Origin of the sequence: Pseudogulbenkiania subflava DSM 22618, assembly GCF_900177275.1 — a bacterium.
Classification (GTDB): Bacteria; Pseudomonadota; Gammaproteobacteria; order Burkholderiales; family Chromobacteriaceae; genus Pseudogulbenkiania; species Pseudogulbenkiania subflava.
Window position 1 is genome coordinate 155510 of the sequence record NZ_FXAG01000001.1, and the last position, 14534, is coordinate 170043.

The window sequence follows — 14534 nt, forward strand, 5'->3', positions numbered from 1 at the left end:
CTCACCTGTCGCTCCAACTGCTATTGCTTCTGTCCGTGAGCCGGCGGTGCCTTGTAATCCGGCATCCGCACGGCGAATCCATTGGGATAACGCATGTCCACGCTCTCGATGTGGTACGGCAGCGCGGCCAGCGTTCCCTTCCAGTGGGCGGCGAACAGGGCGGCGCGCTTTTCCACGTCGCCGCGTCCCAGTTCCACCTGCACCCCGTTATCCAACTCCACCCGCCATGCCCGGCGCGGCGACAGCCACAGCCGCTGCGGCTTGAGGCCGGCCGGCTGCAACACCGGCTTGAGCGCCGCCAACATGGCGACCATGTCCTTCTGCGCCCCGGCGGGACCGTACAGCACCGGCAACGGCTGGTCGCTGGCGGCGTCGAACCACTCGCCGCGGCTGTTCACCAGGCCGTTCTCGCCCCAGCGCGCAATCGCCACGTGTTCCTCGACCTCGATCTGCAGCGTGTCCGGCCACTGCCGCCGCACCTGCGCCTCGCGCACCCACGGCAGCTTGCCGAAGGCGGCACGGGTCTTGTCGATGTTCAGTGTGAAGAACGTGCCCAGCAACTCGTGCTCGGCGATATAACGCAACTGCTCCGGCGTCACCCTCTTCATCTCGCCCTGGATCTGGATCTTCTTCACCGGAAACACCGGTGAATGGGTGAGCCAGAATCCGGCTGCGTACAGCACCATCATCACCGAGCTCCCCAGCAGCAGATTCGCCAGGGTCCTGAGTGCCCGGTGGTTATCCCACATGGGCCATGTCCAGAATCGCCAGACACAGCTCCTCGTAACTCAAGCCTTCCACCCGCGCCGCCATCGGCACCAGGCTGTGGCTGGTCATGCCGGGCGAGGTGTTCACCTCGAGCAGGTAGATACCGCCCGCCTCGTCCATCAGGAAATCCACCCGGCCCCAGCCGCGCCCGCCCAGCACCTTGAACGCGGTCAGCGCCAGCTCGCGTGCGCGCTGCTCCACCTCCGCACTCAGGCCGGACGGACAGCGGTACACCGTGTCGTCGCGGAAATACTTGGCCTGGTAGTCGTAGAACTCGGTGGCCGGTTCGATCTTGATGGTCGGCAGCGCCTTGTCGCCGATGATGGCGCAGGTGTACTCGCCGCCGCCGACGAACGCCTCGGCGATCACCAGCTTGTCGTAGCGGCGCGCCTCTTCGTAGGCGGCACGCAATTCGCCCGGCTGCTTCACCTTGGTGACGCCGATGCTGGAACCCTCGGTGGCCGGCTTGACGAACAGCGGCAGGCCGAGCTGGGCCTCCACCGCGGCGAAATCGCTGTCGTCGGCGAGCAGCACGAAGGCCGGAATCGGCAGCCCGGCGCCCTGCCACAGCAGCTTGGTGCGCCACTTGTCCATGCCGATGGCCGACGCCATCACGCCACAGCCGGTGTACGGCATACCCATAGTCTCGAGCGCACCCTGCAGCGTGCCGTCCTCGCCGAACGGGCCATGCAGCGCGATGAACACGCGCTCGAAACCCTCGTCCTTCAGCGCGGCGAGCGGCTTCTCGGCCGGGTCGAAGGCGTGTGCATCCACGCCTTGACTCTGCAGCGCCTTGAGCACCCCGCCGCCGCTCATCAGCGACACCTCGCGCTCGGCCGAGGTGCCCCCCATCATCACTGCCACTTTTCCGTACTGCTTCATCGTCTATCCTTCTGCGCCCGCTGCTCGGCGGGCATCTTTAATACCTTGGTCCGATCAAGCCTGAGCCGCGAGCTTGCCCGGCACCGCGCCGATCGAGCCGGCCCCCATGGTGATCACCACGTCGCCGTCTTGCACCGTGTCGAGGATGACCTGCGGCAGGTCGCCGATGGCTTCGATGAACAAGGGCTCGACCTTGCCGGTGACGCGCACGGCACGGGCCAGCGCGCGGCCGTCGGCGGCGACGATGGGGGTCTCGCCGGCGGCGTAGACCTCCGACAGCAGCAGCACGTCCACCGTCGACAGCACCTTGACGAAATCCTCGAACAGGTCGCGGGTGCGGGTGTAACGGTGCGGCTGGAACGCCAGCACCAGGCGTTGGGTCGGGAAGGCGCCGCGCACCGCCGCCAGCGTGGCGGCCATTTCCACCGGGTGGTGGCCGTAGTCGTCGACCAGGGTGAAGTGGCCGCCGGACGGGCAGGCCACCTCGCCGTAGCGCTGGAAGCGCCGGCCGACGCCGGCGAATTCGGCCAGCCCCTGCTGGATCGACGCCACGTCGGCGCCGCACTCCAGGCCGATGGCGATGGCCGACAGCGCATTCAGCACGTTGTGCCGCCCCGGCAGGTTGAGCACCACCGGGAAGCGCAACTCGTTGCCGTTCTTCGCCACCACGTCGAAGTGCATCTGCCCGCCCACGGCGCGCACGTTGGCCGCCTGCACGTCGGCGTCGTCGGAGAAACCGTAGGTGGTCACCGGCTTGGTGACACGCGGCAGGATCTCGCGCACGTTGGCGTCGTCCACGCACAGCACGGCGCGACCGTAGAACGGCAGACGATGCAGGAAATCGACGAAAGCCTGCTTGAGCTTGTCGAAACTGTGCTCGTAGGTGTCCATGTGATCGGCGTCGATATTGGTCACCACCGCCATTACCGGCGTCAGGTGCAGGAACGAGGCATCCGACTCGTCAGCCTCGGCCACCAGGAATTCGCCGGAGCCGAGCTTGGCGTTGGTGCCGGCGGCGGTCAGCTTGCCGCCGATGACGAAGGTCGGATCGAGCCCGGCCGCTGCCAGCACCGAGGCGGTGAGGCTGGTGGTGGTGGTCTTGCCGTGGGTGCCGGCGATGGCGATGCCCTGTTTGAAACGCATCAGCTCGGCCAGCATCATGGCGCGCGGAATCACCGGGATATGGCGCACCTTGGCTTCCACCACTTCCGGGTTGTCGGCCTTGACCGCGGTCGAGGTCACCACCACGTCGGCGCCCTGCATGTAGGCGGCGTCGTGGCCGAAATGCACCTCGGCGCCCTGCGCCACCAGGCGCTTGGTGGCGGTGCTCTCCGCCATGTCGGAGCCGGACACGGTATAGCTGAGGTTCAGCAGCACCTCGGCGATGCCGCACATGCCGACACCACCGATGCCGACGAAATGGATGTGTTTGACTCTGTGTTTCATTGCTGCTCGCTTGTCAGGGCCGCTTTCACCAGAAAACGGCCGGTCATTCTTGTACCAGGGCTTCGCACACGTCGGCGACGCGCTGCGCCGCATCGACGATGGCCAGCTCACGCGCTTTCCTGGCCATCGCCAGACAGTCCTCGCGCGTCAGTTGCGTCAACAGTTCCACCAGGCCCGCGACGCTGAATTCGCGTTGCGGCAGCAGCCGCGCTGCGCCTGCATCGGCCAAGTAACGCGCATTGCCGGTCTGGTGGTCGTCCACCGCGTGCGGGTACGGCACCAGCACGCTGCCCACCCCCACCGCGGCCAGTTCGGCCACGGTCAGCGCGCCGGCACGGCAGATCACCAGGTCGGCGGCGGCGTACTCGGCCGCCATGTCGTCGATGAAGGCGCGGCAATCGGCGCTCACCCCGGCCTTGGCATAGTTGTCCTTCAGCGCCTCGATCTGCTTGGCGCCGGCCTGGTGCACCACCTGCGGCCGCCGCTCGGCCGGGATCTGCGCCAGCGCCTGCGGCAGGGTGTCGTTGAACACCTTGGCGCCGAGGCTGCCGCCGACCACCAGCACGCGCAGTGGACCGCTGCGGCCGGCAAAGCGCGGCTCGGGTGCCGGTACCCTGGCGATCTCGACGCGGACCGGGTTGCCGACCAGCCCGTCTTGCCCGGGAAACGCGCCGGGGAAGGCGAACAAGGTACGGTTGGCGATGCGCGCCAAGAGCTTGTTGGTCAGCCCGGCCACCGAGTTCTGCTCGTGGATCACCAGCGGCTTCCACAGGAAGCGGCTCATCACCCCGCCGGGGAAGCCGGTGTAGCCCCCGAAGCCCACCGCGATGTCCGGACGGCGGCGGAAGATCACCGCCAGCGTCTTGGCCAGCGCCGCCGTCAACGTGAACGGCAGCAGCAGCCAGCGCGTCAGGCCGTTGCCGCGCACGCCGCCGATCTTCACTGTCTCGATGGCGAAGCCGTGCTGCGGCACCAGGCGAGTTTCCATGCCGCCGTTGGCGCCGAGCCAGAACACCGTCCAGCCGCGCGCCTGCAGTTCGTGCGCCACGGCCAAGCCCGGGAAGATATGCCCCCCGGTGCCGCCGGCCATCACCATTACCGTTCGCTTCGTCATCGTCTTTCTTGTTTCCGGCCGGCCTTCGGCCAACCTGGTCATCGTTCCGTTGCTTGCCGCTTATGCGGGGCGACACTTTGTAACCCCGCATAAGCCGGCGATTTTAGCTACGCTGGCCAAGGCCAGCTCCGCAGCAACCGTCACACACGGGCTTCACCCTGTCGCACCTGCGGTGCGTGTCATGCGACAGTTTTAGCTTCGCCCCTCACGGGGCTCCGCAGAAGCAGGCGAACACGGTACTTCGTACCTGGCCACACCTCTGGCGTGGCGTCATGAGGGGCTAAACCTTATAGCCCCTCATGATTCGCCTGTTTTAGCTACGCTGGCCTCTTGGCCAGCTCCGCAGAAACCGTCGCACACGGGCTTCGCCCTGGCGCACCTGCGGTGCTTGTCATGCGCAGCTACACTTTGTAGCCGCGCATGATGCGACGGTTTTCATAATCCACTCTCAGCAGGATCGCCAGCGCCGCCATGTTGAGCAGCATCGCCGAGCCGCCGAACGACATCAGCGGCAGGGTCAGGCCCTTGGTCGGCAACAGCCCCATGTTCACGCCGATGTTGAAAAAGGTCTGGATGCCGAGCCAGATGCCGATGCCCTGCGCCACCAGCGCCTGGTAATAACGCTCCAGCTTCTTCGACTCCACGCCGATGTGGAAGGCGCGCCGCACGATCCAGGCGTAGAGGCCGAGCACCACCAGCAGGCCGACAAAACCGAATTCCTCGGCAATCACCGCCATGATGAAGTCGGTATGTGCCTCGGGCAGGTAGAACAGTTTCTCCACACTGCCGCCCAGCCCCACCCCGAACCACTCGCCACGGCCGAAGGCGATCAGCGAGTGCGACAGCTGGTAACCCTTGCCGTAGGGGTCGTCCCACGGGTCGAGAAAACCCAGCACACGCTTGAGCCGGTACGGCGAGGTGATGATCAGCGTCGCCACCGCCACCACCGCCATGGCCGCCAGGCCGGTGAAGATGCGCATATTGATGCCGCCCAGGAACAACAGCCCCATGGCGATGCTCATCACCACCATCAGCGCGCCGAAGTCCGGCTCGCGCAACAGCAGGAAAGCCACCACCACCATGGCACCGAACACCGGCGCGAAGCCTTCCTTCAGGCTGTGCAGCTTGTGCGACTTGCGCACCGTGTAGTCGGCCACGTACAGCACGGTGGCGAGCTTCATCACCTCGGACGGCTGCAGGTTGATGACGAACAGCCCGATCCAGCGCCGCGCCCCGTTCACCACGCGGCCGATGCCGGGAATCAGCACCAGCACCAGCAGCACTACGCCGATGATGAACACCTTGCCGGCGTACTTCTGCCAGAACGCGGTCGGGAACTGGAACACCGCGTAGGCGCCGGTCAGCCCGATACCCATGAAGATCATGTGGCGGATCAGGTAGAAATAGCGGTTCTGCGTCGCCGCATCCGCCTCGGCGTAAGCGATCGACGCCGAGTACACCATCACCAGGCTGATCGACAGCAGCAACGCGATCGCCCACCCCAACGCCTCGTCGAACGGCGTGATCGGAGCGTAACGGCGGGCGCTGTTGCCGATCATGCGGCGCTCCCCGCTTGCAGCGCGCGCACGCCGTCGATGAACACCTGGGCGCGATGCGCGTAGTTCTTGAACATGTCGAGGCTGGCGCAGGCTGGCGACAGCAGCACCACGTCGCCGGCTTCGGCCAACCTGGCGGCCTCGCGCGTGGCCTCTTCCAGCGTGGCGCAGTCCAGCAGCGGCAGCGGCAGCCCCTCCAGCGCGGCGCGGATCTTGCCGGCGTCACGGCCGATCAGCAGCACGGCGCGGGCGATGCGCGCGCACGCCGGCTTCAGCGGTGAAAAATCCTGGCCCTTGCCGTCGCCGCCGGCGATCAGCACCACCGGCCGGGTCATGCCGTTGAGCGCGGCTTCGGTGGCACCGACGTTGGTGCCCTTGGAGTCGTCGATGTAGCGCACGCCGTTCACTTCGGCGACGAACTCGACGCGGTGCGCCAGGCCGGTAAACGTCTTGAGGCCCTCCAGCAGCGCCGCGCGCGGCAGGCCGATGGCCTCGGTGAGCGCCAGCGCGGCGAGCGCGTTGGCGGCGTTGTGCAGACCCTGCAGGCTCATCTCGGCGCAGTCGAACACCGCCTCGCCGGCCACCGTCAGCCAGTAGCGCCCGGCGTCCTGGCGCAACGCGTAGTCGGCCGTCTCTTTCAGCGAGAACCAGCGCTGGACATGGCCGGGGCGCACCATGGCGCGCACCAGGGCGTCGTCGCGGTTGAGCACCTGCACGCCAGGGCCGTTGAACACTGCGGTCTTGCTGTGGGCGTAGTCGAGCAGGTCGGCGTAGCGGTCGAGGTGATCCTCGGAGATGTTGAGCACGGTGGCGGCGTCGGCATTCAGGCTGGCGGTGGTTTCCAGCTGGAAACTCGACAGCTCCAGCACCCACACGTCCGGGCGCTGGCCGCTGGCTTCGCGCTCGCCCAGGGCATCCAGCACCGGCAGGCCGATGTTGCCAGCCAGCACGGTGTCGAGCCCGGCCTGCCGGCACAGGTGGCCGACCAGGCTGGTGACGGTGCTCTTGCCGTTGGAGCCGGTGATGGCAATGACCTTGCTGCCCGAGCCGGCGATGGCGCGCGCGAACAGTTCCACGTCCCCCACCACCTCGCCGCCGGCGCGGCGGAACGCGGCGATCGCCGGGGTGGCCACCGCCACGCCCGGGCTGACCACCAGCATCTCGGCGCCGGCAAACGTCGTCGCGTCGAAGGCGCCGGTCTTGAGCCGTACGCCGGGCAGGCTTTCGGCCAGGGTCGCGGCGTTGGGCGGGTTGTCACGGCTGTCGGCCACGGTGACCGTCGCGCCATGCGCGGCAAGCCAGCGCGCGGCGGACAGCCCGGTGTCTCCGAGCCCGACGACGACGATGTGACGGTTGGCGAAGCGCATCTTCAGTCCTCAGCGCAGTTTCAGGGTGGTCAGACCGGCCAACACCAGCATCATGGTGATGATCCAGAAACGCACCACCACCTGCGTTTCCTTCCAGCCCTTGAGCTCGTAGTGGTGATGCAGCGGCGCCATGCGGAACACGCGCTTGCCGGTCAGCTTGAACGAGGCGACCTGGATCATCACCGACAGCGCTTCCATCACGAACAGGCCGCCCATGATGAACAGCACGATTTCCTGGCGCACGATCACCGCCACAGTGCCGAGCGCGGCGCCCAGCGCCAAGGCACCGACGTCGCCCATGAACACCTGCGCCGGGTAGGCGTTGAACCACAGGAAACCAAGGCAGGCACCGCAGATGGCGGCGCAGAACACCACCACTTCGTGCGCGCCGGGGATGTGCGGCAGGCCGAGGTAGCGTGCAAACACGATGTTGCCGGCCACGTAGGCGAAGATCGCCAGGGCGCCGGAGACCAGCACCGTCGGCAGCGCCGCCAGACCGTCCAGGCCATCGGTGAGGTTGACCGCGTTGGACGTGCCGACGATGACGAAATAGGTCAGGATGCAGAAGCCGATCGCCCCCAGCGGGTAAACGATGTTCTTGAAGAACGGCACGATGAATTCGGTCGACGCCGGCAGCTTGGCGGTGGTGATCAGGAACACCCCGGCACCGATGGCGATGGCCGACTGCCAGAACATCTTGGCGCGCGCCGAAATGCCTTTCGGGTCGCGGTACACCACCTTGCGCCAGTCGTCGTAGAAGCCGATGGCGCCGGTGCCGAACAGCACCGCCAGCAGCAGCCAGACGTACTTGTTGGACCAGTCGGCCCACAGCAGTGTGGTGACGCCGATCGCCAGCAGGATCAGCGTGCCGCCCATGGTCGGGGTGCCGGTCTTCACCAGATGGGTCTGCGGGCCGTCGGAACGCACCGCCTGCCCCACTTTCAGTTCGGTCAGGCGCCGGATCACCCACGGCCCCATCAGCAGCGAGATGCCGAGCGAGGTCAGCGCCGCCATCACCGCGCGCAGGGTGACGTAGTTGAGGACGGAAAACGCCCGGATGTAATCTTTCAGCCAATCGGCCAGCCAAAGCAGCACGGCTACACTCCCTTAATGTTCTTGTCGTTGTCCGGTCAGATGCTCGACCACCCGCTCCATGCGCATGAAGCGCGACCCCTTGACGAGCACGGTGGCATCTGCCGGCAGATGGCTGTCGAGATAGGAGAGCAGCGCATCCAGCGTATCAAAATGGTTTGCCGCGGCGCCGAAGGCGGCGGCGGCGTGACGGCTCAAGTCGCCCAGCGTGAGCAGGGCATCCAGCCCGCGTTCCCGGGCGTAGGCACCGACCTCGGCGTGCAGTGCCGGCGCGTTCTCGCCCAGTTCGCCGATGTCGCCCATCACGAACCAGCGCGGTGCCGCCGCCTGCAGCAACACGTCGATACCGGCCTTCATCGAGTCCGGATTGGCGTTGTAGGTGTCGTCGATCAGCGTCGCGCCGTTGCCGGCGCGTTTGCGCTGCAGCCGGCCCTTGACCCCGGCGAAGCCAACCAGGCCGGCGGCGATGGCCGCCAACGGCACCTCCAGCGCCAGCGCGGCGGCGGCGGCGGCGAGCGCATTGCGCACGTTGTGTTCCCCCGGCGCCGGCAGCGCGACGGCCACCTCCCCCTGCGGCGAGCCCAGGACGAAATGGGCAGCGGTATCGGACAGCGTCACATCGCGAGCGTTCACATCGGCCTCGCCCAAACCGAAACTGAGCAGACGATGGCCGGCGGCGGCGGCGCGGAAGATGGCGGCGTGGGGATCGTCGGCATTGATCACCGCCACGCCGTCTTCGGCCAACCCTTCGAAGATTTCGCTTTTGGCTCGGGCGATGTCGGCCGTGCCGGAAAAGCCGCCGCCCAGGTGGGCGCGCAGCGCGTTGTTGACCAGCGCCACGCGCGGCCGGGCCAGCCCGGTCAGGTAGCGGATCTCGCCGAAATGGTTCATGCCCATCTCGATCACCGCGTAGCGATGGCCGGCATTCAGGCCGAGCAGCGTCAGTGGCAGGCCGATGTCGTTGTTGAAATTGCCGGCGGTGGCGAGCACCGTGTCGCGCCCGGCATGGGCGGCGAGGATCGCCGTCAGCATCTCCTTGACCGTGGTCTTGCCGTTGGAACCGGTGATGCCGACCAGCGGCAGCTCGAAACGGGCGCGCCAGCCGGCGGCGAACCGGCCCAGCGCCAGCCGGGTGTCATCCACCTGGACCAGCGCCGCGCCGGGCAGCGCGAAGTCCTGGCGCACCAGGGCCCCTGCCGCGCCCTTCGCGAGCACGTCGGCGACGAAATCGTGCGCATCGAAATGCTCGCCCTTGAGCGCCACGAACAGATCGCCCGGCCCGGCGGCACGGCTGTCGGTGACCACCCGGGTCACCTCGGCATCGGTGCCGGCCAGGCGGCCGGCGGCCAGTTGCGCCACTTCAGACAGCATCAGCATCGTGCACCTCGCTCCAGGCCGTGAGCGCCTCTTCGGCGATGCGGAAATCGGAGAACGGCTGCTTCACGCCGCGGATGTCCTGGTATTCCTCGTGCCCCTTGCCGGCCACCAGCACGATGTCGCCGGCGCACGCCGCGGCGATCGCCCAGCGGATGGCGGCGGCACGGTCGGCCTCGACGTGGCCGGCCTCGCCCATGCCGGTGCGAATGTCGGCGATGATGGCCTGCGGCTCTTCGCTGCGCGGGTTGTCGCTGGTCACCACCGCGACGTCGGCGATGCGGGTGGCGATGGCGCCCATCATCGGGCGCTTGCCCTTGTCGCGGTCGCCGCCGCAGCCAAACACGCAGTAGAGCCGGTTGCCGGCGGGGCGGATCTCGGCCAGCGTGGCCAGCGCCTTCTCCAGCGCGTCCGGGGTATGGGCGTAGTCGATCACCACCAGCGGCTCGTGACCGCCACCCAGGCGCTGCATGCGCCCACGCGCCGGCTGGATGCGAGACAGCACCGCCGCCGCGTCCTTCAGCGACACGCCGTTGACGCACAGCGTGGCGAGGCAGGCGAGCAGGTTGGCGGCGTTGAAGCGGCCCAAGAGCGGACTGCGCAGCTCGACCTCGCCCCACGGCGTGGTCACCGTCATCTGCAGGCCGTCGAGGGTGGCGGACAGGTTCTGCGCGCGCACGTCGCCCTGCTCCAGTCCGTAGGTCACCGTCTGGGTGCGCTGGCGATCGATACCGACGGCCAGTTCGCGGCCGAAGGCGTCGTCGGCGTTGATGATGGCGTGGCGCAGCCCCTCCCAATGGAACAGCCGAGCCTTGGAGGCCCCGTACTCTTCCATCGAGCCGTGATAGTCGAGGTGGTCGCGTGTCAGGTTGGTGAACACCGCGGTGGCGAAGCTGACGCCGTTGACGCGGAACTGGTCGAGACCGTGCGAGGACACTTCCATGGTCACCACGTCGGCGCCCTGGCGCTTGTACTCGGCCAGCTTCTGCTGCACCGTCACCGGGTCCGGCGTGGTGTGGGTGGTCTCGGTCAGGGCGCCGTAAAAGCCGTTGCCGACGGTGCCGATCAGCGCCGCCTTGTGCGCCAGCAACGAGAACGCCTGCGCCAGCCAGTGCGAGATCGAGGTCTTGCCGTTGGTGCCGGTGATGCCGATCACCGTCATGGCGCGGCTCGGCTCGCCATAGGCGTGGCTGGCGACGATGCCGGCGCGCGCGCGCAGCTGCGGCACCGCCAGGTTGGGCACGTTCCAGGCCGGGTTCCAGTTAAAGCCGTCGGCCGGATCCCACAGCACGCAGGCGGCACCGTTGGCGAGCGCCATCGGAATGAACTGGCGGCCGTCGGCGTACTCGCCGCGGCACGCCAGGAACACGTCGCCCGGCAGCACGCGGCGGCTGTCCGTCTCGACACGCTTGAGCGGCAGCCCCAGGGTATCGAGCTCGGCCGGATCCCAGTCCGGCAGCGGGGTCAACAGACTCTTCATGTATCTTCTCGTATCTCCGGTACCTGATTAACCGGAAGCAATGAATTGTTGGAGGGAGCGTCGGGCTCGACCCCCATGATGCGCAACGCCCCGGCCATGGTGTTGGAGAAGGCCGGACCGGCCACCGAGCCACCGTAGTAACTGCCGGCGCCGGGTTCGTCGATCATCACCGCCACGATCAGGCGCGGATTGGTCGCCGGCGCGAAGCCGATGAACAGGCCGCGGTGCTTGTCGGCCTGGTAGCCGCCGTTGACCAGCTTGCGCGCGGTACCGCTCTTGCCGCCGACGTTGTAGCCCAGCACCTGGGCGCGCGTCCCGGTGCCCCCGGTCTGGGTTACCGTCATCAGCATTTCGCGCATCTTGCGCGCCGCGTCCGGGGAAATGATCGACTTGGCAGGCAACGGTGAGCTCAGCCGGGTCAGCGACACCGGCAGCAAGGAACCGTTGTTGGTGAAGATGGTGTAGGCGCGCGCCATCTGCAGCAGGCTTACCGACACCCCGTAGCCGAACGACATCGTGGCCTGCTCGATCGGGCGCCAGCTCTGCCAGTGGCGCAGGCGGCCGGCCGATTCACCCGGGAAACCGGCGTGCACGCTGCGGCCGAAACCAGCCTCGTCGTAGAACGTCCACATCTGTTCCGGCGAGAACATCAGCGCCACCTTGGAGGCTCCGACGTTGGACGATTTCTGGATCACCTCGGTCAGCGTCATCGCCGGCTTCGGATGCGAGTCGCGCACCCGCGCCGGGCCGATCGAGTAAGGGTTGGTGTCGAACACCATGTTCGGATTGACCTTGCCGGCGTTGAGCGCCATGGCGATCGGAAACGGCTTCATGGTCGAACCCGGTTCGAACATGTCGATCACGGCACGGTTGCGACGGCGTTCCGGGTCCAGCTCCTTGCGGCTGTTGGGGTTGAACGACGGTACGTTGGCCAGCGCCAGGAGCTCGCCGCTCTTGCCATCCAATACCACAATGCTGCCAGCCTTGGCTTTATTGACCTCGACTGCCGCCGCCAGTTCGCGGTAGGCCAGATACTGGATGCGCTGGTCGATCGCCAGGTTCAGGGTCTGGCCGTCTTTCGGGTATTCGATGGCCGCCACGTCTTCGATGATGTGGCCGCGCCGGTCCTTCAGCACCACGCGCCGGCCATTCTTGCCGGCCAGCATCTTCTCGCGCGCCAGTTCCAGGCCTTCCTGTCCGCGGCCATCGACACCAGTGAAGCCGATCAGCTGGGCCATGCTTTCGCCGGCCGGGTAGAAACGGCGGAATTCCTGCTGTTTGGCGATGCCGGGAATGCCCAGCGCCATCACCTTGTCGGCCTGTTCCGGGCTGATCTGGCGCTTGAGGTAGACGAACTCGCGCTTGCGATCGGACAGCTTGGCGTCCAGTTCGGCCGGGCCGAGCTCCAGCAGCCGCGCCAGTTCGCGCAGCTTGGCCGGCGGCACCGGCTCCATGCTGGCGGGACTGGCCCAGATGGTCTGCACCGGCGAGCTGATCGCCAGCGGCTCGCCGTTGCGGTCGGTGATCACACCGCGGTTGGCTTCCAGCACCATCGCCCGGCGGAAGCGGGCCTCGCCCTGGTTCTGCAGGAAATCCTGCTGCGCCACCTGCAGGTAGAGGGCGCGTCCGATCAGGGCCAGGAACAGCAGCGCCAGAGCCAGCAGCACCAAACGCACACGCCCTGGCGTCATGCGCAGGGCGGGGCTGGCTTTGGGGGTACGCGTATGCATCGAGTAGACGCGCATCAGGTCCCTCCCGAGGGGGCGACTACCTGGACCTGGCGTTGCTCGGGCGTCTTCATGCCGAGCCGCAAGGCGGCAGTTTTTTCAATCAGCGCGTGCGCGCCCCAGGTGCTCTGCTCCAGCAGCAGCTGGCCGTACTCGACCTGCAGCTGCTGGGCCGACTTCTGCTCGCGCTCCAGATTGCTGTAGAGCTGGCGCGACACGTGCTGCGAGGTCACCACCGACCACGCGCACAGCACCAGGATGGCCAGCAAAATGGCATTGAGCTTGTTCACACCGCCTCCTCGCGCCAGGCACCGGCGGTGCGCTCGGCGATGCGCATGATGGCACTGCGCGAACGCGGGTTGCCCTTCACCTCGTCGTCACTGGCGCGCACCGGCTTGCCGACGGTGCGCAGCGGCGGCTCGGGCAGGTCGGCGCTGCGCACCATGACCCAGGAGGGCAGCTTGGCGTCGCTGCTGGCGTCCCGCATGAAGTTCTTGACGATGCGGTCTTCCAGCGAGTGGAAACTGATCACGGCCAGGCGGCCGCCTTCGGCCAACCTTTGCGCCGCCTGCGGCAGCACCGCTTTCAGCTCTTCCAGCTCACGGTTGATGTAGATGCGGATGGCCTGGAACGTGCGCGTCGCGGGGTCTTGACCCGGTTCGCGAGTACGGACGTTCTGCCCAACGAGCAGGGCGAGCTGACGCGTGGTTTCGAGGGGAGCGAGCTCCCGTTGCGCAACAATGGCTGCTGCGATCTTGCGAGCAAACCGCTCTTCACCATAAGTCTTGATGACCTCCCTGATGTCTTCTTCGGCGGCCGTGGCCAGCCATTCCGCCGCGGTCAGGCCGCGGCTGGTATCCATGCGCATGTCGAGCGGCGCGTCGAAACGGAAGCTGAAGCCGCGCCGGGCGTCGTCGATCTGCGGCGACGATACACCCAGATCCATCAGCACGCCGTCGACGCGAGCGATGCCGAGCCGGTCGAGCTCGCGCGCGAGCGTTTCGAAACCTTCGTGCACCAGCGTGAAACGCGGGTCTTCCGCGGCCAGACGCTCACCGACGGCAATCGCCTCGGGATCCTTGTCGAAGGCGACCAGCCGGCCGGCCGGCCCCAATTGCGACAGGATGAGGCGGCTGTGCCCACCGCGGCCGAAGGTGCAGTCGACGTACACGCCGTCCGGACGAACGGCGAGCGCGGCCACAGCTTCGCTGAGCAGCACCGTAAGGTGCGAAAAAACGGGGGCACTCACAACGTGAAATCTCCGAGATGCTGAGACAGTTCGGCGGGGTCGATATCCAGGGCGTCGCTGGTCTGGGCATCCCAGTCGGCGGCATCCCACAGTTCGAAACGGTTGCCCATGCCCACCAGCGCGACGTCCTTGTCGAGGCTGACCAGACCGCGCAGGCGCGGCGACAGCAAAATGCGGCCGGCACTGTCCATGTCGAGCAGTTCGGCATGGCCCAGCACCAGCTTCTGGTAGCGTTTGAGCATGGGATTGCCGGCGGGCAGCGCCAGGAGCCGGGCCTCGACCGGGCGCCAATTGGGCTCGGGGTAGAGCAGCAGGTGGTCGCGCGCTTCCAGCGTCACCACCAGCTTGGAGCCGAAACTGGACAGCAGCGTCTCGCGGTGCCGGGCCGGAATGGCCAGACGCCCCTTGCTATCGAGAGACACGACGTTGACGCCACCAATCATGATTCGGACATTAAGCCTCTGGTTCGGGGTGCGCAC

At 67.2% G+C, this 14534-nt stretch carries 13 protein-coding genes; all 13 read right to left on the reverse strand.

The window, feature by feature from the left end:
- Positions 1–20 precede the first annotated feature (20 nt).
- The 13 genes from B9N72_RS00745 to mraZ all read right to left on the reverse strand — a co-directional run bounded on the left by B9N72_RS00745 (position 21) and on the right by mraZ (position 14498).
- On the reverse strand, positions 21–749 hold the full coding sequence (locus B9N72_RS00745; RefSeq protein ID WP_085274545.1) for a cell division protein FtsQ/DivIB: 729 nt from the start codon (positions 747–749) through the stop codon (positions 21–23).
- A complete protein-coding gene (locus B9N72_RS00750) occupies positions 739–1650 on the reverse strand; it encodes a D-alanine--D-alanine ligase (protein ID WP_085274546.1) in 912 nt (303 codons plus the stop codon). Before B9N72_RS00750 ends, B9N72_RS00745 begins: the two co-directional genes overlap by 11 nt.
- 54 nt (positions 1651–1704) lie before the next feature.
- Entirely contained in the window at positions 1705–3096 is a 1392-nt protein-coding gene (murC, locus tag B9N72_RS00755) for a UDP-N-acetylmuramate--L-alanine ligase (RefSeq protein WP_085274547.1), read from the reverse strand.
- Between the two features lie 43 nt (positions 3097–3139).
- Positions 3140–4210 carry an undecaprenyldiphospho-muramoylpentapeptide beta-N-acetylglucosaminyltransferase gene (gene murG / locus B9N72_RS00760; protein WP_268808228.1) on the reverse strand — a complete coding sequence of 357 codons (1071 nt, stop codon included), beginning with the start codon at positions 4208–4210 and terminating at the stop codon, positions 3140–3142.
- Positions 4211–4611: 401 nt separating this feature from the next.
- Positions 4612–5769, reverse strand: coding sequence for a putative lipid II flippase FtsW (gene ftsW, locus B9N72_RS00765; protein WP_085274549.1), 1158 nt, complete (start codon positions 5767–5769; stop codon positions 4612–4614).
- On the reverse strand, positions 5766–7133 hold the full coding sequence (gene murD / locus B9N72_RS00770; RefSeq protein ID WP_085274550.1) for a UDP-N-acetylmuramoyl-L-alanine--D-glutamate ligase: 1368 nt from the start codon (positions 7131–7133) through the stop codon (positions 5766–5768). The genes ftsW and murD overlap by 4 nt, the downstream gene beginning before the upstream one ends.
- A gap of 9 nt (positions 7134–7142) precedes the next feature.
- Complete coding sequence (mraY, locus tag B9N72_RS00775; protein WP_085274551.1) at positions 7143–8228, reverse strand: phospho-N-acetylmuramoyl-pentapeptide-transferase; 1086 nt, start codon at positions 8226–8228, stop codon at positions 7143–7145.
- Between the two features lie 12 nt (positions 8229–8240).
- A complete protein-coding gene (locus B9N72_RS00780; RefSeq protein WP_085274552.1) occupies positions 8241–9602 on the reverse strand; it encodes a UDP-N-acetylmuramoyl-tripeptide--D-alanyl-D-alanine ligase in 1362 nt (453 codons plus the stop codon).
- Positions 9586–11079, reverse strand: a complete 1494-nt coding sequence (locus tag B9N72_RS00785; protein WP_085274553.1) for a UDP-N-acetylmuramoyl-L-alanyl-D-glutamate--2,6-diaminopimelate ligase — start codon at positions 11077–11079, stop codon at positions 9586–9588. Before B9N72_RS00785 ends, B9N72_RS00780 begins: the two co-directional genes overlap by 17 nt.
- Positions 11076–12824, reverse strand: a complete 1749-nt coding sequence (locus B9N72_RS00790) for a peptidoglycan D,D-transpeptidase FtsI family protein (protein ID WP_085274554.1) — start codon at positions 12822–12824, stop codon at positions 11076–11078. The genes B9N72_RS00785 and B9N72_RS00790 overlap by 4 nt, the downstream gene beginning before the upstream one ends.
- Positions 12824–13096, reverse strand: coding sequence for a cell division protein FtsL (gene ftsL / locus B9N72_RS00795; protein ID WP_085274555.1), 273 nt, complete (start codon positions 13094–13096; stop codon positions 12824–12826). Before ftsL ends, B9N72_RS00790 begins: the two co-directional genes overlap by 1 nt.
- On the reverse strand, positions 13093–14055 hold the full coding sequence (gene rsmH / locus B9N72_RS00800) for a 16S rRNA (cytosine(1402)-N(4))-methyltransferase RsmH (protein WP_085274556.1): 963 nt from the start codon (positions 14053–14055) through the stop codon (positions 13093–13095). Before rsmH ends, ftsL begins: the two co-directional genes overlap by 4 nt.
- Positions 14052–14498, reverse strand: a complete 447-nt coding sequence (mraZ, locus tag B9N72_RS00805; RefSeq protein WP_085274557.1) for a division/cell wall cluster transcriptional repressor MraZ — start codon at positions 14496–14498, stop codon at positions 14052–14054. The genes rsmH and mraZ overlap by 4 nt, the downstream gene beginning before the upstream one ends.
- Positions 14499–14534: the final 36 nt, after the last annotated feature.